Here is a 22,803-nt window from a genome sequence, read left to right on the forward strand (position 1 = left end):
TGTTGGCTTTTTATTAAGGAATGATATGAGTGATTTAAGTGACATTCGTCGAGAGTATACTCAAGGTGGATTACGCAGAGCCGACTTACCAGCTAACCCAATGTCGTTGTTCGAGCTGTGGTTAACCCAAGCTAAAGAGGCAAAGTTAACTGATCCAACTGCAATGTGTGTCGCGACGGTTGATGAAAATGGTCAGCCATTTCAAAGAATTGTGTTACTTAAGAAATTTGACGATAACGGCTTTGTTTTCTTTACTAATCTAGAGAGTCGAAAAGCCACACATTTAAGCCAAAACAAGCGTATTAACCTATTATTCCCTTGGCATTCACTGGAGCGTCAAGTTGCGGTTACCGGTATTGCAGAACCCTTATCTATGGTGGAAGTGGCCAAATACTTTATGAGTCGCCCTAAAGAAAGCCAAATAGCCGCTTGGGTATCAAAGCAATCGAGTAAAATATCAGCCCGCCAAGCGTTAGAAGGTAAGTTTGCCGAAATGAAAGCTAAGTTTGCCCAAGGCGATGTGCCATTGCCTAAATTCTGGGGTGGCTATTTGGTGAAAGCCGACAGTATTGAATTTTGGCAGGGTGGCGAACATCGACTACACGACAGATTTTTATATACTAAAGATGACCATGCAACATGGCAGATTGATCGATTAGCGCCATAAAATCAGAGGTTATTATGCAAGCAAAAATTTGGGTGGATGCAGACGCTTGTCCAAACCCAGTAAAAGACATGTTGTTTCGTGCCGCTGAGCGAAAATCAATTAATGTGGTATTAGTGGCGAATCAAATGGTTAAAATTCCTATTTCGCCATTTATAAAAATGATCAGGGTAAGCTCAGGGTTTGATGAAGCTGATAACTACATTGTTGAACAGCTAAACGCAGGTGACTTAGTGATCACCGCTGATATTCCGTTGGCATCAGATGCCATTGATAAAGGCGCGCTAGCCATTAACCCTCGAGGGAAAGTTTATACCCCTGAAAATATCAAACAGACCTTAACGATGCGTGACTTTATGGAAGAAATGCGAAGTAGCGGGGTTCACACTCAAGGACCCAATAGCTTTTCTCAGGCTGACAAACATGCTTTTGCACAGTCTTTAGATAAATGGTTGGTTCGACAACAGTGAACTATAATAGGGTGTAACTCTCTAATTCATTAAAATTGAATAAACTTTAAGTTTATAGCAACTGATAAAAGGATTTTTAACATGAAGAAATGGTTAATCGTATCAATATTAAGCGTGCTAGCTCATCCGGTATTTGCGGCCAATTGGCAGGTAGATAATGATTTATCTTCAGTGAGTTTTATATCAACCAAAAAAGGTGATATTGCTGAGGTTCATAAGTTTAAACAAGTTTCAGGAACCCTAGATGAGCAAGGAAAGTTTAGCTTAACAATTGATCTAGCCAGTGTTGATACCGGTATTAGTATTCGTGATGAAAGAATGCAAGGGTTATTATTTGAAGTTGCCCAGTATCCAACGTTAACGCTAAGTGCCAGTGTGCCACCAAAACTGGTTAACGATTTAGCGGTTGGCTCAACTACGGTCGCTGACATTGAAGCCACAATAGATTTACACGGGCAGCAACAAAAGAAAGTATTTAAAGTGCTTGTTGCTAAGCTTTCTGACAAAAAATTTATGGTGACCAGCCTTGCGCCAGTGGTTGTTCAAGCACAAGATTTTGGCCTAGTGGCAGGGGTGGAAAAATTGCGAGCTATTGCAGGTTTATCAAGTATTAGCTTAGCCGTGCCAGTATCATTTGTGGTAGGCTTACACCAGTAATATTGGTGTGAATATTGTCTTAAACGGCTGCCAGTTTACATAGGGAGACAAATATTATTTGCCTCCCTTAATTATCTAAACGGCTTCAAGACGAAAATCTGGAGTAATAATGGTTACTGATAAAGACGGTTACATGCACTTAATCCAATATCTCACTGAGCATCTTGGGTTGTTTGAAACGCCTGATACCAGTGCGTCGGATGCTGAAACCGTTCTCGCTTTATTTGAAGAGCAATTGTCTGCTCAAATTATGATGGTGTGTAGTCAAAACCCACAATTATCTTTTGCCCAGCGTAATATGATCATTCGTGAGATTGACGCCATTGTTTATGATTTAGAAGAAATTCTAGCGAGTGTTGGCAATCAAAAAGCAACACCAGAGCAAGATGTATTTATCACCGAGTTTTCAGGGTTAATTAAAAACCTGTTTGATCAAGAAATTGATTCAATGTTGCGATAATTTATTAAATTCATTTTCACTTTAGGACCCCAATATGTTTAGAAGCATTATTTTCGCTGTTGTTTTATGTTTAAGCATATCGACAGCGCACGCCGAAGATAAACAAATTTTAAAGCAAGTTGAAGTCATGACTGTTTCTAAATCAGGTTTGATGTATGAAGCGCGAATTGATACTGGTGCAGCTAAGTCCTCATTACACGCCTATGATTTGAAGATTATTGGCGGTGAGTCTGAAAAAATGCAGCACAACATCGGCAAAATGATTGAGTTTACCACCGAAAATGAACGAGGTGAGAAGCAGCGTTTACAGTCAAAAATTGTCAGTACCTCAACAGTAAGAAACTCTCAAGGCATTGAAACTCGTTACATTGTTAAACTTGAAATTGGTTTTGCTGATGGTTTGAAAGAAGTAGAAGTGAATTTACGTAACCGTTCACACATGGACTACAAGCTTCTGATTGGCCGTAATTTTTTAAAGCATGATTATATTGTCGATGTGTCAGAAAAGAAAACCATTGGCCCGACAGCTAAAATTAGCATTGTTGAAACAGGCCTGTTATTTAGCACTCGTATTGATACTGGGGCGGTAGAAAACTCACTACATGCCGTTAATATGCGCATTGAGAATGAAGATAAACAAGATAAAGAGAATAATGTCGGCAAAATGCTAACTTTTACGACTATGAACGAAAAAGGTGACAAAGTTGATGTGCGCACTAAAATTCGTGATACCTCGTTAATTCGCAATGCTCAAGGCTCTGAAGTGCGTTATTTGGTAAGACTGGCCGTAGGTGAACCAGGAGAAGAGTTTTTTGTTGATGTCAATTTAAAAGACCGCAGTAAAATGGGTCATAAATTACTGATTGGCCGTAATTGGTTGCAAGGACATTATTTAGTGGACGTGTCATTGAAATAAGCTGCCATTATAAATAGCTAACCTGTTAAGAAATGATGTTAAAAATCAACTGACAGCCCATTTACATGGTTCTCTGTCAGTTTTTTTTGGCAATTATCTGTATTGAAACACAGATAATTGTCACTGACGAAGGGTCAGAATCAAACAGCATTGAAATTGAACTAAATCCTATATTCCTTTCCTAACGTGTTGATAACTTCAACTATTTTATGAGGGATATCTTGCACATCCAACACCATTTGTGCAGCGCCTAAATCAATTGCCGCTTTGGGCATGCCAAAAATGACCGAACTGGCTTCATCTTGCGCGATGGTGATGCCATCAGCATGCAGTAACTCCAACATCCCTGCGGCACCATCTTTACCCATGCCAGTTAAAATTACGCCTATTACATTACTACCACCGATTTGAGCCAAAGAGTGGAACATAACATCTACAGATGGTCGGTGACCACTGACACGCTCTTCCGTTGATAGTTTGATGCGATAGTCAGCGCCACAACGTACCACTTCTAAATGGTGATCACCGGGCGCTAAATAAGCACAGCCAGGTATTAGTCGCTCACCATCTTCAGCTTCTTTTACCTTTATAGCGCTAATGCTGTCTAAATTTTTGGCAAAAGTTTTAGTAAAGCCGGGAGGCATATGTTGAGTCATCACAATAGCAGGACTATCAATGGGCATTTGTGACAGTACAGTCTTCAGCGCGACGGTTCCACCGGTTGAGGCTCCTATCGCGACTATTTTTTCTGTAGTTTTAAATTTAATGACCGAGCGCGGAGCATTGATGGTAGTGTTTTTAGACCTAACCTTAGCTTGAGAGACCGTTCGTATCTTGCTAATGATCTCTGAGCGATAAGTCTCTATGCAATTGGTTATATCGATTTTAGGTTTTGGGAAAAAATCAACTGCACCTATCTCTAAGGCTTTAAGTGTGACGTCAGCGCCTATTTCTGTCAGGCTAGAAACCATCAGCACTGGCGTAGGTTTAGCTTTCATCAAACGGTCTAGAAAAGTTAATCCATCTACTTTCGGCATTTCAACATCTAAGGTAATCACATCAGGGCTATAGGCCTTAACCATATCTTTTGCCACAAATGCATCGGGGGCAGAACCCACTAAGGTAAAATCGGGCACTGATCGGATGATTTCGCTTAATAAACTGCGAATAAGAGCTGAATCATCAACCACTAATACTTTTATTTGTTTATTCATTAAACAACTCCACATCACCACTATTATCTTGTGAACGTAACTTCAATTTATACTCACTTTCGCGGTCGAAAATGGTGGTGTTATTAATTTTCTTAATTTTCTTCACCAGAACTTTCCCAGTTTCGGGGAAAAAATAGACTTTACGGGGATAAATATCCAGTAGGTCAGCTGCGATAATTGGGATACGTTCCATTGTGAGATACTCTTGGACAAACTCAGCATTTCGTTCACCTACATTTACGGTGGTAAAGCCTTCGAGTACGTTACCGCCGCCAAATACCTTGGCCTCAAGTCTGCTCTTGTTAGCACCAAGTTTGAGTAAGTGGTTAATTAGTATTTCCATCGCATAAACACCGTAACGTGCTGACGCTGAAGTTTCACCACCTTGATGACAGTTATCACTTGGCAGTAAAAAATGATTCATTCCGGCGATACCGAGAACAGGATCGCGCAAACACACTGATACACAAGAGCCCAGAACCGTCACAATGAGAGTATTTTGTGTTGTTGCAAAATACTCGCCAGGCAATATTTTCACGGCTTCACAATCAAAGTACCTATCGTAATATCGATTAGGAGCAAGGTGGGAATTATTAACCTCAAAGTTAAACAAGCTTACCTCACTGAATGATTTGGATAATAAGTCGTATGACCCGCGGGCTTAACCAGGTGGCTAGCATGATTAAAGGTTTCTGAATGGCCTGCGATGTATAGCCCTTTTGCTGGCAGCAGTTTAACCATCCTTTCGAGTAATGTTAATTGAGTCTCTTTGTCAAAATAAATCATCACATTTCGACAAAAAATAATGTCAATGGGCCCCCTCAGTGGCCATTGAGCGTTAAGCAGATTAATTTGTCTAAACTCAACCATTTTCTGGAGTTCTGGTACAACTTTAACCAGCCCAGTTGCTGATCCTTTTCCTTTATAAAAAAATTGTTTTTTACGCTGTTCAGCTAAAGAATTTATTTTTTCAATGGCGTAAATGCCTGCTTGGGCTTTTTGTAATACCTGACTATCAATATCAGAGGCAATAATTTTTATGGGTACGTCAAACCTACCATAGGTTTCTGCCACCACCATGGCAATAGAGTAGGGTTCTTCGCCAGTACTGCTCGCGGTACACCAAATTGTTTTTGTTTGAGGGTGAGCTAATAAGTATTTTTTGAGTATGTCAAAATGATGCGGTTCACGAAAAAACGACGTTAGGTTGGTTGTGAGTGCATTAATGAAGTGCTGTTCTTCATCAGGATGAGTTTGAAGATGAGACAGATATTCAGCAAAGCTTTGCAATCTCAAGGCTCTAACCCTTCTTGCTAAACGGCTATAAACCATAGAGTCTTTGCTATCAGCTAAACGAATACCTGTTAATTGATATAATCGTGTTCTTACAGAATCAAAGTCGGTTCGTTCAAAGCTAAATTCTCTATTATTTAAGTCATCCGTACTTATCATTATATTCCTTAGCTTTTCCCTGTTAGACCTTCACCCATCAGGTGAAGGTCTGTGTCATAGGTTAGTCAATTCTTATGCGATTAAAAGCTCTCCCATTCGTCATCTTGTGGTTTCGATGGTTTGATGCCATTCCTTTTGGGCGGTGTGGCCGGGGTGTGGGATATTCTGTGGGCTTGAGTTGGGGTATGTTGTAACGCCGCTTGCTGAATATGTTGGTGAGTATCGTCCAATTTAAACTGCGCAACATTAGTCGCCATTTGACCGGCTTGCGATAGTAAGCTTTCCGCTGCTGCTGCGGCTTCTTCAACTAAAGCGGCATTTTGTTGGGTCATTTCATCCATTTGAGTTACGGCTTTGCCTACTTCATCAAGGCTTGATGCTTGCTCACTCGACGCGGCGGCAATTTCAGCCATAATGTCATTGACCCGTTTAATCGAAGTGACGATTTCTTTCATCGTATCACCTGATTTTCCTACTAACTCGTTGCCGTTATTAATTTTGCCAACCGAGTCAGATATCAATGCTTTGATATCTTTAGCAGCGTTTGCAGAGCGTTGTGCTAGTGTTCTCACTTCTGATGCCACTACCGCAAAGCCACGGCCTTGCTCGCCAGCTCGAGCCGCTTCAACTGCAGCATTTAAAGCCAGAATATTAGTTTGGAATGCAATGCCATCAATGACACCAATAATGTCTGAGATTTTTTGTGATGACTCATTAATTGACGCCATGGTATCAACCACTTGATCAATTAACTGACCGCCATTGATTGCCACTTCAGAAGCTTTGGCTGAAAGCGTATTGGCTTGCTTGGCATTATCTGCATTTTGACGAACGGTGCCGGTCAGTTCTTCCATGCTTGAAGCGGTTTCTTCAAGGCTTGAGGCTTGCTGTTCTGTACGGCTTGATAAGTCAGTATTACCTTGTGATATTTCGGTCGATGCTGTTTTAATCGTATCGGCTGCTTGGCGGATTTCTCCCAGCATTTGTGATAGGTTTAACGCAGTTTGATTACAGCCATTTTTAAGTAATTCAAACGAGCCTTGATAGTCTGCGGTAACACGTTCTGTTAAGTCACCTTCTGAAATAGCCTTGAGCACACGGTTAATGTCGCTAAGGCCACTTTCAGTGATACGTAATAAGGAGTTTAACCCTTCTGATAATTTCAAGAAGAAACCATTTTTGCCCTCGGTCGAAATCAAGCTGGTGAAATCGCCAGCGGCGGCAGCGTCAACCACTGAATTAAACTCAGATTCAATCAACACTTCTTGAGTACGGTCTAACCACTCTACAACCGAGCCTAATCGAGTGCCATCTTTGGCGAAAATAGGGTTAGCGACCAAACGGAAATGGCGATTACCGACAATAATATTGGCGGTATAGGCTTTGGTTAGTTTCTCAAGAAGGTGCATTTGATGGGATGGATTTTGATGGAAAATATCCATATTACTGCCCACCACTTTATCAACCGAGAAGTGGGGTAGTACTTTTCTTAAATCAGATTCAGCGATGCGTAGCATGTTTTCCACTGACTTATTCATATAAGTAATGTTACGGTCAACATCGGCAATCATAATATTGGTTGTGGTTGTTTCTAATGCGCCCAAAATCCGGCTTAATTCATGCTCTGCTGCCACTTCTTTGGTGCGGTCAACCCATTCAACTACTGAGCCTAATCGATTGCGATCTTTGTCAAAAATAGGGTTAGCAATTAATCTAAAGCTTCGTCCCGCAACCACAATATTACCCACATAAGTTTGTTCTAATGCCGCTAATAATTTGTGCTGGTGGGAAGGGTCTTTATGGAATATATCCATATTACTGCCGATAACAGTATCTACAGAAAAGTGGGGAAGGGCTTTTCTGAGATCGCTTTCAGCTTCTCTAAGCATATCTTGAACCGCTTGATTCATATATATAATGTTGCGGTCAGTATCGGCAACCATCACATTTGATGAGGTGGATTCTAAAGCTGATGTGACTCTTAAAGACAGTAACTCGTGCTTTTTCTGTTGAGTAATATCATGCCATTCAACTGATGTGCCTAATGAGACCCCTTGTTCATCTCGCAATGGGTTAAGCACTAATCTAAAGCAGCGGACACCGACATTAATTTCAGCGGTATGACTTTGAGATAATTGCGAGAGGATATTTTTTTGATGCTGAGGTTGCTTATGAAAAACATCAATATTACTGCCAATTAAAGAAGAAACCGAAAACTGCGGTAATTCTTTGCGAATATCTTCTTGCGCCGCCGTTAATAAATTAAGCACGGCTTTATTTGCATAAACGATGACACGTTGTGGGTCAGCAATCATAAAGCAGGTACTGCTATTGTCTAGAACCAAGCTTGCACGAGTTAAAGATTGTTGTTGCTGTCCTTTATTTCCAAACCAAGATCCGATACCCATATTTATGACTCCGATTGCAATGTAGTAGAATCAAATAACCCCAGCTCTTGGCTGGAAATTAATTTCTCAATGTTAAGTAAAATAATCATTTGCTCATTAACGGGTGCTAAACCAAATAAGTATTGACTATCAAAAGCGACACCAAATTCTGGTGGGGGTTTAATATCTGACGTCTGCATGTTTATAACATCAGATACCGCGTCAACTACAATGCCAACAATTCGATCATTAATATGGAGCATTATGACAATAGTAAATTCGTTATAGGTTGCCTGACCTACATCGAATTTAAGTCTTAAATCAACAATAGGAACAATATCACCGCGCAAGTTTAAAACCCCTTTGATAAAAGAAGGCGCATTGGCAATTTTAGTTACTGGTTCATATCCTCTAATTTCACACACATTCATAATATCTAAACCATAATGCTCATCCCCTAAGATAAAGGTTAGGTATTCATGTGTTGTGGTGTCTTGATTATCTACCTCTTGTGTTTGTTCATTTCTCATATTCAATCCTTTGCTTTAAAGATTCATTAATTTTCAAAGCCAATGATTCAGCATCTAAAATCAATGCGACACTGCCATCCCCCATAATAGTTGCACCAGCAACGCCTTGAACTCGGCGATAATGTTGCTCTAAACTTTTTATTACCGCTTGTTGCTGTCCGATTAACTCATCTACCAGTAATGCAAAGCGGGTATTGTTGGTTTCAACTAATACTAAAATTCCGTCGGTTATTTGCATCGATTTAGGTTCTAAATCCATGACTTGATATAAGCTGACGATGGGCCAGTAGGCATCCCTTAAATCTAAAACTTGTTCATTACCGATTAATTTCAATTGAGCGCTTTGTGGTTGAACAGATTCGATAACATTCACTAATGGCACAATAAATATTTGGTCACCAACCGCAATCGACATTCCATCAAGAATGGCCAATGTGAGGGGTAAGCGGATTTGGAAACAGGAGCCAGCGCCTTTTGCTGAGAAGATTTCTAAGCGACCGCCCATAGATTCAATATTGCGTTTAACCACATCCATGCCTACGCCGCGCCCAGAGACATCTGTGATTTGTTCAGCGGTTGAAAAACCAGGGGACATGATTAATTGCCAAACTTGCTGATCGGTTGGGTTTTCAGGAACATCAAGGTTATTTTCATAGGCTTTAGCGAGAATACGTTCACGATTTAGCCCCGCACCATCATCTAATACTGAGATGATGATATTGCCTCCCTTTTGTTCTGCTTTAAGCGTTAATATGCCGGTTTCAGGCTTACCGTTTGCCAATCTGATTTCGGGTAATTCAATACCGTGATCTAAACTGTTGCGAACTAAGTGGGTGAGGGGATCAACTAATAATTCAATTAACCCTTTGTCGATTTCGGTTTGCCCGCCAACGATGGATAATTCAATTTTTTTATCTAATCTTTTCGATAAATCTCTAACTACTCGTGGGAAGCGGTTGAATACAAAAGACATTGGCAACATTCTAATGGACATGATGCCTTCTTGAAGCTCTCTAGTATTGCGTTCAAGCTCTGCTAAAGCGGTGTGTAGTTTCTCGTTTGCCAATCCTGTAATCTCATCGCCGATGAGGTTTAACATTGATTGGGTAATGACGAGTTCGCCAACTAAATTCACTAAACTATCTATTTTGGCAATATCCACTCTAATGCTACTACTTTCAGCTGCTTCATTTTTGTTTTTGCTTTCAGATTTAGTTTGAGCTTTAGGTTTTGGCTTACTGTCAGTTTTTTGCTTAGTTCTTGTTTCAGAATGAGCTTCTGTTTCAAAATTAGGTCTTGAAGAAGACGAAGGGGGAACGGTTTCAGATGGACTCACATTCATTAAAGCTGCGGACCCAGGTGTATTTGAATCTGCAGGGGAGTCGTCAGTGTCATCAAAAAATCCAAAATCTATATCGCTGACAGGAACATTTTCGCCCTCAGTACTGACTTCACAATTAGCGTCACTTGTATCAACATCGGGTTCAAACAACCCAAATGTATCGTCCTCTTCTGCTATGTCTTGGTCTTTGGCTAACGAGTGGGTTAATGGTTGGGGCTCTGAAGAGGTAAGGGGTTCAAAAAATCCGAAGTCATCATCAACTTCTTGAGGTTTAGATTGGCTGTTGGGATCTAAAATAGCTTCTAAAGAGGCAGTGGTACTATTCACTAACGCCCAGTCTATTTCGCTATTTTCAGCATAGCTTTTTAATAATTTACGCAGTACATCAACGGCAATTAATAACTCATCAATAAGCTGAGCGGATAATTTAAAATTACCTTGGCGCGCTTTGTCAAAAATGCTCTCCATAACATGGGTAACAGTAATAAGCGCATCAAAACTAAACATGCCACTGCCGCCTTTTATTGAATGAGCAGCACGAAAAATACTATTCAATTCTTCAATATCTGGCGATTTTGGGTCAAGTGCGAGTAACAAATGCTCCATCTCATCAAGATGTTCTTGGCTTTCTTCAATAAAGACACCATGAAATTGGGTCATATCCATTGACATAATAATACCAACTCTTAATTAGATAAATTAACCCAATACTTTTGAGGCGACTTGCAGTAGTTTGGCTGGGTCAAAGGGTTTAATCATCCAACCAGTTGCCCCAGCAGCTTTTCCGCGAGCTTTCATTTCATCAGTTGCTTCAGTGGTTAACACCACTATGGGTTTCGTTCTATAGGTAGCTAACCCACGCAATGATTTAATTAACGTTAGCCCGTCCATTCGTGGCATATTTTGATCCGTTAATACGAAATCAAAACTTTTGCTTTTACATAAGTCAAATGCCTCCTGACCGTCTGATGCTAAAGTCACTTGGTAATTAGCTGATTTTAGTGTTACTTCTACCATCTGACGGATTGATGCTGAATCATCGACAACCAAAATATGTTCACTCATAGTTTATTCATTCCATTAGTACTGCTTATTTAAGGCTTTAAAGAAGGTTATTTTAAATTGTTTTGGGATGTGTTTTTTAAGTTAAGTTTTCGTGTTTGGTCATACTTTTAAGTCTCCTTAATTTGCCTAAATCGCGCGATAAAAACTGTAGATACTTTTTATTTATTCAGCTTAAAACTATTGTTTACCCCTAAAATAAATCGATATCGCCACTTTGCATCGATGTAGCGGATACGGGGTTATGACCAGCTTCATTAAACGTGCTAAGTTCATTGATAAGTTGTTGTAATTTTTCTTTATTGACTATAGCTTGCGGTTCCATTAACTCTTCCAACAACTGGCTTATTTTTTCAATTTTGGTATTGGTATAAATTAAACTTTGCGATGTTATATCGCCAAACTGCAAACCACGCATCGCATCAAACAATGACTGTTGTAAGGTCCTGTTATGTTCCTCAAGCGCTGCGGTATGTTCTTTGTTATCCGTGGCATTTGACATAAGTTTTTGAATAGAGTCCTGCACGTTCTTTTTAGCTTCAGACACATAAGTCACATCCTGAGAAGCAACTTGACTGATATCTTGAGTTAACGATTCAATTTGCTGTGCCATATTTTGCAGCTTTGCTTGAATTTGATGGCTAAAGCCTGAAGAACGTGTAGAAAGAGATCGAACTTCATCAGCAACAACAGCAAAGCCACGTCCTGCTTCACCTGCTCTGGCGGCTTCAATGGCGGCATTTAACGCTAATAAGTTCGTTTGAGATGCAATTTGATCAATATCTTTCATCGCTTTAAGCACATCCGGTACAGAGCTATTTATTTTTTCCACTTTTTCGAGGATATCCATTGATTCCTCAGACATGTGAGCCGTTGTTGCAACAATCTGTTCTAGCGTCAAGCTGGTTTCTTTAGCAACGCAAGCAAGCCAAGACTCTTCGTCATCTGCAGCTAAAAGGTGAGTAACTCGTTCTTGCTGTAATTCAGCTAGCTCTTTTTGTTGAGTAAATGATTCAGATAATGTGCTAATTGCATCAGACTTCACTGAATTCGCTTCTTCTATATTTTGTTTACACTCAAATAAAGTGGATACAAAACTCTGAAGCAATTGATTCTGTACAGACTGAATATCTGCAAACTGAGGGTGAGCTGGGGTTGCTGAGTTATCTTGGTTGAAATCTTGGGTATCTGTGCTGTCCATTACCGAATGCGTTTTTAATGCTGTGTAGCCTGATAAATAACAAGCAGCGATGACGATAATTAACACAACTTCTTTGGGTAAAAATTGAAATAGCAATAGGCCAATTAATAGAGATACTATTAAGCCAAATGATAATTGATAAATAGGTTTTGAAAAAAATCCCTTTATATTCAAGTCTGCCCCCACTAATAATTAAGCTAGATTCCCTTCATGCATTTTAGTGTAGACACTATTTTTATGTTCTGCGTAAAAAAATTCTCATTATTTAACATTTTTATGACAATTCAGCCTTTATGTGAGTTTTATAAGCATTTTCAAGTGGCTGTGATGTAGATAGTTACTTTATGGCGACAGGGTGAGTTGCCAGCTTAAGTTTGATGAGGGGATAGAGTTATGTTGAAATGTGATTCTGTATTAGAGTCAAATGTGAATACGATTTTTGCTATTTTGTGGAATTTGCTGAGGACAGAAAATAAGCCCGGTGATACTGCGTTTGCAGCATACCGGACCCATTAATGGTTTTTGTAAGCTAACTTACGTTGTTGATTGTTAGCTTAGTTTTTAAAACGGTTTACTTTTAACGTATTAAAAACCACGAGGCAGTGTTTGTTTACCCGCAGCTTTTTCTAATTTTGCTCGCCATAGTTGCTTAGGTGTTAAACCGCCATTGGCTGCGCTTTCAGTTTTTTTAACTGCTGCCTTTGTTGGTTGTTTAGTGGCAGTTTTTTTAGCGGGCTTTGCACTGGTTTTAGCAGGTTTAGCTTGTTCGTCTGAACCAGTTAGTGAAGCAAGCATTGATTCTAGTTCACTAAAGCGAACAGACTTGCCGCCATCAATTTTGTACCAACTTCCAGATTGTTCAATTGTTACTGCTTTACCTGATTGCTTTTCTAATGCGGCTTGCAGTGTGCTGATAACTGCTTCCTTTGATAGTGCTGTCATAATTTAACCTATTTTTATCAAGACTCTTTTTCTGGTCGACGCTAATTTTATCGGGTAACAAGCATAAATGTCCAATTTAGCGGTTTTTTACTGGTTCAAGCGTTCAATATATTAACTAAATGATAGATAAAAAAACAATTACCTTACTCTTGAGGTAAAGCTTTTATGCAAATTATTGTAGACTACAGTGTTAATAATGAATCAAAAAAGTGGCTAGATATATGAACCATAATGGAACTAACATTGTTGAACAACAGACGCTGGCGCAATATTTAACTGAGTTTTTAAATGTCACAAAATTTAAAGATTACGCCCCTAATGGATTACAAGTTCAGGGTAAAAATAACATCAAGACTATTGTGACAGGTGTTACGGCTTGTCAGCCCCTTATTGACCAAGCTATTGCGTTACAAGCCGATGCAATTATTGTTCATCATGGCTTTTTTTGGAAAAATGAACCTGAAGTGTTAACGGGTATGAAATATAAGCGTATCAAAGCGTTAATGGATAATGATATTAGCTTATTTGGCTATCACTTACCTTTAGATGCGCATCACGGTGTGGGAAATAACGTCCAGTTGGCGGCGCAACTGGGTATATTAAATCCGTGTATTTATGAAGAAGTCGCACAAGATTTACTCTGGCATGGTCATCTCCCTAACCCCGTAGACGCTGGCGAGTTTACCAATAATATTGCTACCGCATTAGGTCGGGAGCCTTTGCATATTGGTGACAGCACTAAGCCGATTCACACTGTGGCTTGGTGTACTGGCGGAGCACAAGATTATATTGATTATGCTGTGCAAATGGGGGTGGATGCATTTATTAGTGGCGAAGTGTCTGAGCGCACATTCCACAGTGCAATGGAGCAGGGGATTCATTACTTTGCTGCAGGGCATCATGCAACTGAACGATATGGCGTACAAGCTTTAGGTGATCACTTAGCCGAAAAATTTGGCATTGAGCACCATTTTATTGATATTATCAATCCTGTTTAAGTTGTCATCCGCAGCTTAGGTTAATTTAAAGCCTTATCAGTTAAAGCCCTATCTGTTTACTTTCAAATAGGGCTTTTTGTTTAAGGTGAGTTAGTGTAATTTTTAGTTATTTTATTGGTTGCTCTGCTTTTTTAAACACTTGGTCTTTATCAAGCGGTTCATCTACTTTGATGTTTATATCATGTTCAATTTTGACATTTAAGTTAATTACAATAGGGTCATCAGGTGGCTCAATTTTTACCGTGGGTGTACAGCCAATAACGAGCTGTGAAAATAACATCAATAATGCGCTAGAGCTGAATGAAAAATGCTTCACAATGATTCCTTATTGCACTGATTGCTCAATGTTTGATTGTAACTGATTGCCGATTTGTGTGCTGCGGTATAACTGAATTAAATTCTCTTGATGCTGGTAATGCAGCTCAATGGGTCTTTCGACATTAGGGCTTTTACCTTTAATCGTAATATCAATTTGGGCATCTCCATTAGCTTGCATATCAAGGTTTCCTGATAACTGTTGGTAGTTTAACGGTGCTAAAGCATCAAAAACTAATTCAAGATATGGTTGAGTTTGTTTAAGTTGCTCTATGGCTTCGTTATTGGGTACATTGATTTTACCGCCTGGGGCTCTTGCCGCTAATTGTCCACCTGATATAGTAAATTGTTTATCAATAAACTCTACCGGTAATACCCCATCAAACAAGCCATTGGCGTATACACCTAAAGGCGGTAATTGCGCGAGTAATTCAGCTACGCTGAGCTTTTGTAATAACAAATACCCATGTGATTTCTCATGCAGTTTTAATACAAATTCAGGGATTAAAAACTGTCCATCAAGAGTTTCACCCTGTAAGGTCATTTTCACGTCTGAGTCACTTAATCCAGTCAGTTTCTGTAACCAACTATTCAATGGTTTAGAGTCATCCATGCCTAATTTGATATCTGATGTAATGGTTAAATCATTAAATAATAATCCGGCGCGGCCTTTAGCTATGTTGATTAACGTTTCAGGGCATTCCAGCTTACTGATTGATAAAGTCTTGCTATGGTGATGGTTCCAATTGAATTTACATTGAGTTTGCAGCTGGGCGTTTTGGATAAAACTATCATTAAATTCAAGCTGAACGTGCGTTATTTGAGGCTGTGCAATCAGTTCAAATTGCTGATTTCCGTTAACTTCTGAAAATGAAAAACTAGACTCAATGGCCAGGTGACCGTCAATAATGAGTTCAGGTGGTACAGATTGGTTTTTGGCTAATGTGGGTAAAAAGGAGCTGATATCGGTACTCATTTTCCATTGTCCAGCGACACTTTTACTTGAAGGTTGTATAAAGTGCTGGCTGCTAGCCTCAATATTATTGACTTGCCATTGATCAGTTGAGTGAATAACGCCGTTGGTCGCGGTTACCGATTGTTCTAACACAATATCATTCAAATTTAACAGAGTTTGTTTGCGGTAATTATTTTGGGTTTTAGTGAGTTTAATGTCTTTAGCTTGAGACACTATCTGGGCGCTAACGTCAGTAATTAACCCGCTATCGACTATTTTATTAAGGGTACTAGAATCTAATGAAATGGCTGATTGCCAAGCATGCTGTAAGTGATCAATCCGTAATGTTTGTTGAGTCGCTTTAAGCTGTGAAGATTTCACGGTGTTAATGGCTTCAATTTGACGAAAATCGACATTAAATGGACTGATAAGAGTATTAAAACCAGTATTGGTGAAGCTGACTTTACTGCGTTGGTCAAAAGAAAAAGTTATTTCCTTAGCGTTGAATTGCTGTTGTACTTCTTGGTTAGCGTTAGCTAAATACGATTGAGATAGCTGTAAATCGATAATGGTGAGGGTGCTGCCTGGGTTAATCGTCAGCTGGTGTTCGAATTGGTTGTGTTCTGCTAAATATCTACGCTCAAAGTGAGTCGATAAACCAAGGTTGAATTGCTCCAACTGTAATCGATTTAGCCTAGTTTGGTTTGGGGCTTCAATAAATTGAATTAAAGGTAACAGGTCGAGTTGATTTTGCGCGTTAAGTTTACTCACATGATCAAATCTTATTTCACCACTAAGATTGGCTTTTAAGTCTGCAAATACAATTTTATGCTCAAGGTTTAACCCAGCAACTTTAACGATGACTTGTGGGGTGAATAGTGCCGCAGGTGCGGCATTATCATCATTTGATATCTCATACCATATGGTCGATTTTTGCGGTAAAACCAACGTAAAGTCTAAAATTTTGGCCAACTCACTTTGAGTCACATTATGCGAGGGTGGTGTTAACTCAGTAACCAACTTTTTTACTTTAAATGATTGCTCTTTGGATAAATATCGCTGTGTTAACTGCTGCAGTTGCGCTTTATTGATACTTATTTGCTGTTGAAGCTCATCAATTGTAATTTTTGCCCCATAACGTGTTGCTGTTTCACCACTGAGCGAAACGGGCATCTTGTGCTGCTTTATCTCTAGAACAATCTGAAAACTCTCTGGCAATACTATTGGTATATCAGGTAATTCTGGCCATAAAAGACTGAAGTTTTTGAAGTGATTATTTGAATATAGTTCAGTGCTTAATAAGTTTATTGTGGTGCTTGAGTGCCATTGGCCTTTGATGTTAACAGGCAGGTCATTGACTGTGGTGATGGTCTGAGCTAATTGTTGCTGTAACTCAACTAACACACTAGAGTCATTTAGTGGCTTGTTAAGTTGATTTAACGTGCTAACAGAGTCCGTTAAGTAGTTGCTAAGAGCATTAAGCCCTTTAATACTCTGCGTTAAGTCTAATTCAGTCTCAAGCGAGAGTTGCTGCTCTGTTATCTGAGCGGTTAATGAGAATAATTCATTTTGATTGAAAAGCCACTTTGAAGAGACTTCTCCTTGTTCACTAATGCTAAAGCTGTCAATTAATAAGCTAGGGCGCATAGCAGCGCGAGTATCGGCTTGAGCGGGTAAACGAATTTGTATTTTTTCTAACTTAACTTGTGGAATACGTTTGAATATATCTTGCCAGCGAGCTGAGCTCTGCGAAGATTGTTGGCGGTCAAAAAAGCTTGCTCCTAAATCAATATATACTTCTTTAGATTGCAGTTTGACGATATCTTCAGTGTAAAGGCTTTGTTTTTGCAATACTGCTAGGGTGTCGGTTAAGGTGAGTTCAAATCCTTGAACGGCCACATAACTGTCTTCGATTTGAAGAATAAGCCGCGGGATTTTTAGCTGATTGATGGAAACCCATTGGGAGTCTAAATTAATCACAGTAATACGGTAGTCAGACAGTATATGGTTGAGCACCTTAATGCTGATAGGTTTGATATTATGATTGAGATATACCATTGTGCTAACCACAATGAATACCAAAGCCACAAGTATTCGTTTTAAGGTGATAAAACCGTTAATCATTTCATTTTATACTTTAACAAAAAAGCCAGCGTAACAAACTCTGGCTTAAAAAGTAATGCAGGGGTGAAATAGCTGCGATATCTTACGTTGGACGTTAAATCCAACGAATATGCGTTGTGAGGGTGTGGGTTTCACCTGGGGCTAATGATACGTTATCTTCTAACACATTGGCGGCTTCTAAACACACCATGGTTAGGTAATCGTCAGCATTAAATCTCGACAATCTTGCTGATTTTTCAATCCATGGGTTCCAAAGTACCGCTGATTGACTGTTTTCTCGGCTGACTTCAATGGTGCCATTTGGGGTGTGCAAATGCTGCACATCAGCTAACTGGGTATATACTCGGTCGGTTTCTTTATTAAAATTGACCGTGTCTGAAGGCTGTTTATAAGGACCTTCTCCAAATTCAATGTATTTAGACCCAGTAAAACCCGAGGCTGAAAGTTGATGAATGTCGGTGATAGGGAAGTAAGTATGCAAAGCTTGCGTTAAATTGATTTGGTAATCGGCATTATTGGTGTTTTGAATACTAACAGTTAACGTTTCGCTTAATGTGAATAACACTTTCACTGAAGTATCATGAGGCCAGTATTGTCTATCTTGTTCATCAATATCTAAGCTAAATACCAGGTTTACAATTTGGTCATCAATGTTTACGGAATCTAAATTCCAAATTCGGGTTCTTGCAAAGCCATGTTGAGGAAAACCTTCAACTTCACTCATGCCAAACCAAGGCCAGCAAACTGGGATACCCCCTCTAATACCATTACCGATTTGGTAATCATCTGCAGAAGAAACCCATAATAGTGGCGGTTTACCCGTTGGAATAAACTGATCTATTTGAGCACCTTGCATAAAAATTCGAGCTTCACACAAGTCTGTTTTCACTTCAACGAACTCGAGTCCATTGGTATGTTTTTGGGTGGTAACTGAAGCCATAATACTGTTCCTTGGGTTCAAAAATTGTATCAGTGATGAATGTGTCTTACGCTATATTGAGTTAGCGTTTAATAAAATGTAATAACTGATTGTTGGCCGGCATGGAGTGATCTTTAATAAGCTCAAAACCTTGATTTAATGCTAATTGGCAAATCCATTCAACGTCTCTTATTGCACTTTGAGGATCACGTGATTGTAACCATAAATTAAAATCAGCATTACTATCTGAGGTAAATTGGCCCTGGTATTTAAATGGCCCATAAATAAACAATTGGCTCTCAGATTTACAGACCTGTGTTAGTGCTTCAAAAAATTGGCAAACTAGCGTTTCACTAATAATATGAAGGGTATTTGCAGTAAAAACTGCATCAAACTGATGCTCAGGCCATTGTTGTGCAATATCAAGAGGTATTGCCATAGGGAGATTGGCAAGATTTGCGTGGCTGATTCTTTGATTTAGATCTTTTAGATGATGTATTTGCTCGGTCGCTTGCCAATAAATATGTGGTAATTTTTGAGCAAAAAAACAGCAGTGCTGTCCTGTGCCACTACCTATCTCTAATAACGATTGGCAGTGGCTGAGTTGTGCTTGCAAAATATTTAGAATTGGCTGTTTATTGTTTTCACATGCTTGTGAAAAAGGCAAATTGGCTATCGGGTTCAAGACAAATCAACCTTTTCCATTTCAAGTTGTTGTAATGCAATAACTGCTTGAGTACGATTTCTGACCCCCAGTTTGCGGAAAATCGCGGTGGCATGGGCTTTAATCGTTGCTTCTGAAACACCAAAATCATAAGCGATTTGCTTATTTAGCAAACCTTCGGCAAACATTTGCAACACTTTATATTGTTGTGGGGTGAGATCAGATAAACGGCTGGCCATTTGATCAGTTGTGTCTTCTGGTACTGGCACAACTTGAGTGCCTTGAGGTAACCAAATATCACCGTATAAAACTGCATTCAATGCTTCAGCAAGGGTTTCCATTGAAGAAGACTTGGGAATAAAGCCGCTACTGCCATAATGAATGGCTCTGCTGATTGTATTGATGTCTTCGTGGGCTGAAATAACCACCACGGGTATTTCAGCATAATGACTTCGCAAGTGAATTAAGGTTGAGTAGCCATGAGAGCCAGGCATTTGTAGGTCAAGTAATATCAGATCAAACTCAACACTGGAGTCATCCATTAGTTTTTGAAGTGCTTCAGCACTGTCGGCTTCATGCCATTGCGTATTGGCAAACGTCGGGGTTAATGCTTGTCTTAACGCATTTCGAAACAATGGGTGATCATCGGCAATGATAATATTTAAGTTTTCTAGCTTCATGGCTGTTATATTCGTTTTGTTGCGCGTGAAGATATCAATAATGTAACAGAAAAGTAACTTCTTGTTCCATTGGTTTGTAGAACATTTCAATGACATTCTAGTAAAATTAGACTTTGGTCTAATAGGGAGGTTGCCAGCTGAAATTGAATCTACATAGTTGAAATAATGCATCTTAAGCCGCGTTATCTCAAACGATAAAATTGTTTTACCATATGCACTTGAGAATGAATATTGATATTTTACATTTACCGAGCAAGTTGAGCATTTATTATGCTCATGAGTCGATAAAAGGGGCAGTATGTCAAATAATAATGCATTGAAACAAACGGACTCGGGCATTCCGAGTCGAAGTCGATTTATTGTTGAGCTGATTTTGGCATTTTTATTGACCCGCATTCCGTATATTAGTATTCCAATTAAATGGTTCGAAAGCTTTTTTCATGAGTTGTCGCATGGCATTGCCACCATTGTGACTGGGGGAATCGTGAGTCATATCGAGTTGTTCCCCAATGGCACAGGCCTTTGTTTTAGCCAAGGTGGTAGCGGTATTATTATTGCGTTTTCGGGCTATATGGGGGCTGCAGTGTGGGGATATATCATATTCTTGCTGGCCACTTGGCGTGAAGGCATTCGCTTCACGTTAACACTTTTAGCCTTGACTTTGGTTGCCTCAATCGTATTTTGGGTTAGAGATTTTCTCACCTTATTGATTGTTATAGCCCTTGTTGGACTTATTTTGTTACCACTTAAAGTAAAAAATAGTCGTCCTTTGAACAGTTTACTTCGTATATTAGCACTTGTGATAATTGTTAATGCCATGGCTAGCCCTGTGGTGTTATTCGGTTTGCCCGGACAAGGTGACGCTGCAGCTCTAGCGCAAATGACTTGGATACCTGCTTGGATATGGGTATTTCTTTGGCTGGGAATCAGCTGTGGAGCACTTTGGTTATGTTGGAAGAAAGTAATTATTAAAAAGGAAAAATTTAATGAAATCTAAGTTTGTATTAGCAATGGCAATGAGCCTTGCTTCTGTTAGTTTAACTTCTACGATGTTTTCACCAGCGGTTAGCGCGCAAGAACTTACCATTAACCAAGCGCTAGCTGATGCGGTGGCCAGTGACTTTCGTCGTCAATCAAATGTCGCTAGAGATAATTATCGTCACCCCGCTGAAACGTTAGCTTTCTTTGATGTTAAACCAGAGCAAACGGTTGTTGAGCTTTGGCCTGGTGGTGGGTGGTATGCTGAAATACTTGCGCCATATCTTGCTGACAAAGGTCAATATATTGCGGCAAATTTTGAGACTCAGCCTAAAGAAGATACAAGGCGTTCAGCTTATTTTAAGTCAGCTGGAGAGAAGTTTGAAAAATGGGTGTCTGACAATAAAGCTATTGTGGGTGACGTGAAATTTGTCACCTTAAATCCTCCTGAGAAACTAAGCCTTGGCGAAGATAATTCAGTGGATCATGTTCTAACATTCAGAAATTTACATAATTGGGCAACGAATGATCAATTAGAAGGGGTGTTTGAAGCCGCTTATGCAGTGTTAAAAGTCGGTGGTTCATTTGGCGTTGTTGAGCATCGAGCGAATAAAGGTATGGAGGCTAAAAGTGGTTATATGGAACAACAGCAAATGATAGACCTAGCTAAAAAAGTTGGTTTTGAATTAGTGGCTAGTTCAGAAATTAATGCCAATCCTAAAGACACTAAAGATTATCCCAAAGGTGTTTGGACATTGCCGCCAAATTTGAGAATGGGTGATGAAGATAAGCAAAAGTATATTGATATCGGTGAAAGTGACCGAATGACATTGAAGTTTTTAAAAGCGAAATAAAACATGCAGAAAAATGAGTCAAAGCCGATGATGAAAACCAACCAAATAGGTGAAGAATTTACTATCCCTTTGGCTCATTTGAATATTGCAGCATGCCGATACGGACATGAAAACTTACCCATCATTTTAGCTTGCCATGGCTGGTTAGATAATCTTAATAGCTTTAAACCACTGGCAGAGGCTTTTTTGGCTTCAGATCTAGTGGATCAATACCAGTTGATAACGTTTGACTGGCCGGGACATGGTTTATCTGAACATCGACCAGGATTATATCCTCTTAATTGGGTCGATTATGTTTATGATCTCGATAACCTTATAGAAACCTTGTTGGTAGGGGTAAATCAACCAGACTTAGTTCTATTAGGACACTCTCTTGGTGGCATAGTTGCTAGTGCTTATAATGCATGTGCGCCCCAAAGAGTTAACAAGCTGATTTTAATAGAAGCCATTGCGCCTTTGTTTGAAGATGCCAGTTTAATAAAGCAGCGGCTTAATAAAAGTTTGAAACAACATAGAGTTCATGCCAATACACACAATTCAAATAAACAACCAATCCCCACATCTCTTAAGCCCAGCGGCTATAATAGTATTGAAATTGTTGCCAAAGCCCGCCATAAGTTAACGGGTTTAGATGAAAAGTGGTGTCATTTAATTGCCCGTCGAAATCTCGTTAACGTTGACGAAAAATATTGTTGGCGAAGTGATTCAAGGCTTAAGCTTGACTCCATGTATCGAATGACTTTTGAACAAGTCGATGCATTAATGAGCCACAATGAGACCCAAACGCTTTTAGTGTTAGGTGAAAATGGCTATAAACAGCTAAAATCAGCAAAAAAACAAGTATTAGATTGGTTCACTGAAGTGCAGCTTATAGAATTACCGGGCTGTCATCATTTACATATGAGCCATGCAACCAGTTTGTTGGCACAAATTCGAGCATTTATTCTAAAATAAGCTAACCTAACGCTTAAAGCGCTATTAATTTGATAACAATTGTGTGATTATGTTCAAAATTAAAA

Annotated in this window: 23 protein-coding genes; 9 read left to right on the forward strand and 14 right to left on the reverse strand. The window is 39.4% G+C overall.

From position 1 onward, the window contains the following. Positions 1-25: 25 nt before the first annotated feature. The 5 genes from pdxH to L2672_RS10090 all read left to right on the forward strand — a co-directional run bounded on the left by pdxH (position 26) and on the right by L2672_RS10090 (position 3,167). On the forward strand, positions 26-667 hold the full coding sequence (gene pdxH, locus L2672_RS10070; RefSeq protein WP_248995723.1) for a pyridoxamine 5'-phosphate oxidase: 642 nt from the start codon (positions 26-28) through the stop codon (positions 665-667). Between the two features lie 14 nt (positions 668-681). After that, positions 682-1,134, forward strand: a complete 453-nt coding sequence (locus L2672_RS10075; protein WP_275975016.1) for a YaiI/YqxD family protein — start codon at positions 682-684, stop codon at positions 1,132-1,134. An 81-nt stretch (positions 1,135-1,215) separates the two neighbouring features. Then, positions 1,216-1,791 carry a YceI family protein gene (locus L2672_RS10080; protein WP_248995724.1) on the forward strand — a complete coding sequence of 192 codons (576 nt, stop codon included), beginning with the start codon at positions 1,216-1,218 and terminating at the stop codon, positions 1,789-1,791. Positions 1,792-1,900: 109 nt separating this feature from the next. Next, positions 1,901-2,251 carry a DUF3802 family protein gene (locus L2672_RS10085; RefSeq protein ID WP_248995725.1) on the forward strand — a complete coding sequence of 117 codons (351 nt, stop codon included), beginning with the start codon at positions 1,901-1,903 and terminating at the stop codon, positions 2,249-2,251. A gap of 34 nt (positions 2,252-2,285) precedes the next feature. Next, positions 2,286-3,167, forward strand: a complete 882-nt coding sequence (locus L2672_RS10090; RefSeq protein WP_248995726.1) for a putative ATP-dependent zinc protease — start codon at positions 2,286-2,288, stop codon at positions 3,165-3,167. A 161-nt stretch (positions 3,168-3,328) separates the two neighbouring features. Here L2672_RS10090 and L2672_RS10095 read toward each other — a convergent pair whose 3' ends face one another. The 9 genes from L2672_RS10095 to L2672_RS10135 all read right to left on the reverse strand — a co-directional run bounded on the left by L2672_RS10095 (position 3,329) and on the right by L2672_RS10135 (position 13,297). Beyond that, positions 3,329-4,381: a protein-glutamate methylesterase/protein-glutamine glutaminase gene (locus L2672_RS10095; RefSeq protein ID WP_248995727.1), complete on the reverse strand. Its 1,053-nt coding sequence runs from the start codon at positions 4,379-4,381 to the stop codon at positions 3,329-3,331. After that, positions 4,374-4,994 (reverse strand): chemoreceptor glutamine deamidase CheD, encoded by a 621-nt coding sequence (gene cheD / locus L2672_RS10100; protein ID WP_248995728.1) that lies wholly within the window; start codon positions 4,992-4,994, stop codon positions 4,374-4,376. The genes L2672_RS10095 and cheD overlap by 8 nt, the downstream gene beginning before the upstream one ends. Before the next feature lie 2 nt (positions 4,995-4,996). Next, positions 4,997-5,833 (reverse strand): CheR family methyltransferase, encoded by an 837-nt coding sequence (locus L2672_RS10105; protein ID WP_248995729.1) that lies wholly within the window; start codon positions 5,831-5,833, stop codon positions 4,997-4,999. Positions 5,834-5,913: 80 nt separating this feature from the next. After that, positions 5,914-8,241 carry a methyl-accepting chemotaxis protein gene (locus L2672_RS10110; RefSeq protein ID WP_248995730.1) on the reverse strand — a complete coding sequence of 776 codons (2,328 nt, stop codon included), beginning with the start codon at positions 8,239-8,241 and terminating at the stop codon, positions 5,914-5,916. Between the two features lie 2 nt (positions 8,242-8,243). Beyond that, a complete protein-coding gene (locus L2672_RS10115) occupies positions 8,244-8,750 on the reverse strand; it encodes a chemotaxis protein CheW (protein WP_248995731.1) in 507 nt (168 codons plus the stop codon). Then, on the reverse strand, positions 8,740-10,764 hold the full coding sequence (locus L2672_RS10120; RefSeq protein WP_248995732.1) for a chemotaxis protein CheA: 2,025 nt from the start codon (positions 10,762-10,764) through the stop codon (positions 8,740-8,742). Before L2672_RS10120 ends, L2672_RS10115 begins: the two co-directional genes overlap by 11 nt. 27 nt (positions 10,765-10,791) lie before the next feature. Beyond that, complete coding sequence (locus L2672_RS10125) at positions 10,792-11,157, reverse strand: response regulator (RefSeq protein ID WP_248995733.1); 366 nt, start codon at positions 11,155-11,157, stop codon at positions 10,792-10,794. 190 nt (positions 11,158-11,347) lie between these two features. Continuing rightward, positions 11,348-12,529 carry a methyl-accepting chemotaxis protein gene (locus L2672_RS17320; protein ID WP_275975017.1) on the reverse strand — a complete coding sequence of 394 codons (1,182 nt, stop codon included), beginning with the start codon at positions 12,527-12,529 and terminating at the stop codon, positions 11,348-11,350. 411 nt (positions 12,530-12,940) lie between these two features. After that, the gene (locus L2672_RS10135; RefSeq protein ID WP_248995734.1) at positions 12,941-13,297 is read right to left on the reverse strand and encodes a hypothetical protein; all 357 of its coding nucleotides are present in this window, start codon (positions 13,295-13,297) and stop codon (positions 12,941-12,943) included. A gap of 221 nt (positions 13,298-13,518) precedes the next feature. On the opposite strand from L2672_RS10135, the gene L2672_RS10140 reads away from it, so the two are divergent. Further along, positions 13,519-14,295, forward strand: coding sequence for a Nif3-like dinuclear metal center hexameric protein (locus L2672_RS10140; protein ID WP_248995735.1), 777 nt, complete (start codon positions 13,519-13,521; stop codon positions 14,293-14,295). Positions 14,296-14,401: 106 nt separating this feature from the next. On the opposite strand, the gene L2672_RS10145 is transcribed toward L2672_RS10140, so the two are convergent. The 5 genes from L2672_RS10145 to L2672_RS10165 form a co-directional block, all read right to left on the reverse strand. Then, positions 14,402-14,575 (reverse strand): YnbE family lipoprotein, encoded by a 174-nt coding sequence (locus L2672_RS10145; RefSeq protein ID WP_248995796.1) that lies wholly within the window; start codon positions 14,573-14,575, stop codon positions 14,402-14,404. Positions 14,576-14,620: 45 nt separating this feature from the next. Then, positions 14,621-17,689 carry an intermembrane phospholipid transport YdbH family protein gene (locus L2672_RS10150; RefSeq protein ID WP_248995736.1) on the reverse strand — a complete coding sequence of 1,023 codons (3,069 nt, stop codon included), beginning with the start codon at positions 17,687-17,689 and terminating at the stop codon, positions 14,621-14,623. 94 nt (positions 17,690-17,783) lie between these two features. Continuing rightward, entirely contained in the window at positions 17,784-18,629 is an 846-nt protein-coding gene (locus tag L2672_RS10155; protein WP_248995737.1) for a D-hexose-6-phosphate mutarotase, read from the reverse strand. 61 nt (positions 18,630-18,690) lie between these two features. Beyond that, positions 18,691-19,293 carry a DUF938 domain-containing protein gene (locus L2672_RS10160; protein WP_248995738.1) on the reverse strand — a complete coding sequence of 201 codons (603 nt, stop codon included), beginning with the start codon at positions 19,291-19,293 and terminating at the stop codon, positions 18,691-18,693. Continuing rightward, positions 19,290-19,952 (reverse strand): response regulator transcription factor, encoded by a 663-nt coding sequence (locus L2672_RS10165; protein WP_248995739.1) that lies wholly within the window; start codon positions 19,950-19,952, stop codon positions 19,290-19,292. The genes L2672_RS10160 and L2672_RS10165 overlap by 4 nt, the downstream gene beginning before the upstream one ends. Before the next feature lie 298 nt (positions 19,953-20,250). Between L2672_RS10165 and L2672_RS10170 the strand changes: the two genes are divergently transcribed. The 3 genes from L2672_RS10170 to L2672_RS10180 are packed head-to-tail and all read left to right on the forward strand — an operon-like array spanning position 20,251 to position 22,738. Then, on the forward strand, positions 20,251-20,949 hold the full coding sequence (locus L2672_RS10170; RefSeq protein ID WP_248995740.1) for a M50 family metallopeptidase: 699 nt from the start codon (positions 20,251-20,253) through the stop codon (positions 20,947-20,949). Next, the gene (locus L2672_RS10175; protein ID WP_420833150.1) at positions 20,939-21,784 is read left to right on the forward strand and encodes a class I SAM-dependent methyltransferase; all 846 of its coding nucleotides are present in this window, start codon (positions 20,939-20,941) and stop codon (positions 21,782-21,784) included. Before L2672_RS10170 ends, L2672_RS10175 begins: the two co-directional genes overlap by 11 nt. 3 nt (positions 21,785-21,787) lie before the next feature. After that, on the forward strand, positions 21,788-22,738 hold the full coding sequence (locus tag L2672_RS10180; protein ID WP_248995741.1) for an alpha/beta fold hydrolase: 951 nt from the start codon (positions 21,788-21,790) through the stop codon (positions 22,736-22,738). The last annotated feature ends 65 nt before the right edge of the window (positions 22,739-22,803 follow it).

Origin of the sequence: Shewanella gaetbuli, assembly GCF_023284065.1 — a bacterium.
Taxonomy (GTDB): Bacteria; Pseudomonadota; Gammaproteobacteria; order Enterobacterales; family Shewanellaceae; genus Shewanella; species Shewanella gaetbuli.

Bases quoted from the DNA above. Each gene is read 5' to 3' on its own strand.
- L2672_RS10085 (WP_248995725.1), top strand. From the start codon at position 1,901: ATGGTTACTGATAAAGACGGTTACATGCACTTAATCCAATATCTCACT.
- L2672_RS10120 (WP_248995732.1), bottom strand. From the start codon at position 10,764: ATGTCAATGGATATGACCCAATTTCATGGTGTCTTTATTGAAGAAAGC.
- L2672_RS10165 (WP_248995739.1), bottom strand. From the start codon at position 19,952: ATGAAGCTAGAAAACTTAAATATTATCATTGCCGATGATCACCCATTG.
- L2672_RS10075 (WP_275975016.1), top strand. From the start codon at position 682: ATGCAAGCAAAAATTTGGGTGGATGCAGACGCTTGTCCAAACCCAGTA.
- L2672_RS10080 (WP_248995724.1), top strand. From the start codon at position 1,216: ATGAAGAAATGGTTAATCGTATCAATATTAAGCGTGCTAGCTCATCCG.
- L2672_RS10170 (WP_248995740.1), top strand. From the start codon at position 20,251: ATGTCAAATAATAATGCATTGAAACAAACGGACTCGGGCATTCCGAGT.
- L2672_RS10180 (WP_248995741.1), top strand. From the start codon at position 21,788: ATGCAGAAAAATGAGTCAAAGCCGATGATGAAAACCAACCAAATAGGT.
- L2672_RS10110 (WP_248995730.1), bottom strand. From the start codon at position 8,241: ATGGGTATCGGATCTTGGTTTGGAAATAAAGGACAGCAACAACAATCT.
- L2672_RS10125 (WP_248995733.1), bottom strand. From the start codon at position 11,157: ATGAGTGAACATATTTTGGTTGTCGATGATTCAGCATCAATCCGTCAG.
- L2672_RS10145 (WP_248995796.1), bottom strand. From the start codon at position 14,575: ATGTTATTTTCACAGCTCGTTATTGGCTGTACACCCACGGTAAAAATT.
- L2672_RS10155 (WP_248995737.1), bottom strand. From the start codon at position 18,629: ATGGCTTCAGTTACCACCCAAAAACATACCAATGGACTCGAGTTCGTT.
- L2672_RS10095 (WP_248995727.1), bottom strand. From the start codon at position 4,381: ATGAATAAACAAATAAAAGTATTAGTGGTTGATGATTCAGCTCTTATT.
- L2672_RS10175 (WP_420833150.1), top strand. From the start codon at position 20,939: ATGAAATCTAAGTTTGTATTAGCAATGGCAATGAGCCTTGCTTCTGTT.
- L2672_RS10090 (WP_248995726.1), top strand. From the start codon at position 2,286: ATGTTTAGAAGCATTATTTTCGCTGTTGTTTTATGTTTAAGCATATCG.
- L2672_RS10115 (WP_248995731.1), bottom strand. From the start codon at position 8,750: ATGAGAAATGAACAAACACAAGAGGTAGATAATCAAGACACCACAACA.
- pdxH (WP_248995723.1), top strand. From the start codon at position 26: ATGAGTGATTTAAGTGACATTCGTCGAGAGTATACTCAAGGTGGATTA.
- L2672_RS10140 (WP_248995735.1), top strand. From the start codon at position 13,519: ATGAACCATAATGGAACTAACATTGTTGAACAACAGACGCTGGCGCAA.
- L2672_RS10135 (WP_248995734.1), bottom strand. From the start codon at position 13,297: ATGACAGCACTATCAAAGGAAGCAGTTATCAGCACACTGCAAGCCGCA.
- L2672_RS10105 (WP_248995729.1), bottom strand. From the start codon at position 5,833: ATGATAAGTACGGATGACTTAAATAATAGAGAATTTAGCTTTGAACGA.
- L2672_RS10150 (WP_248995736.1), bottom strand. From the start codon at position 17,689: ATGATTAACGGTTTTATCACCTTAAAACGAATACTTGTGGCTTTGGTA.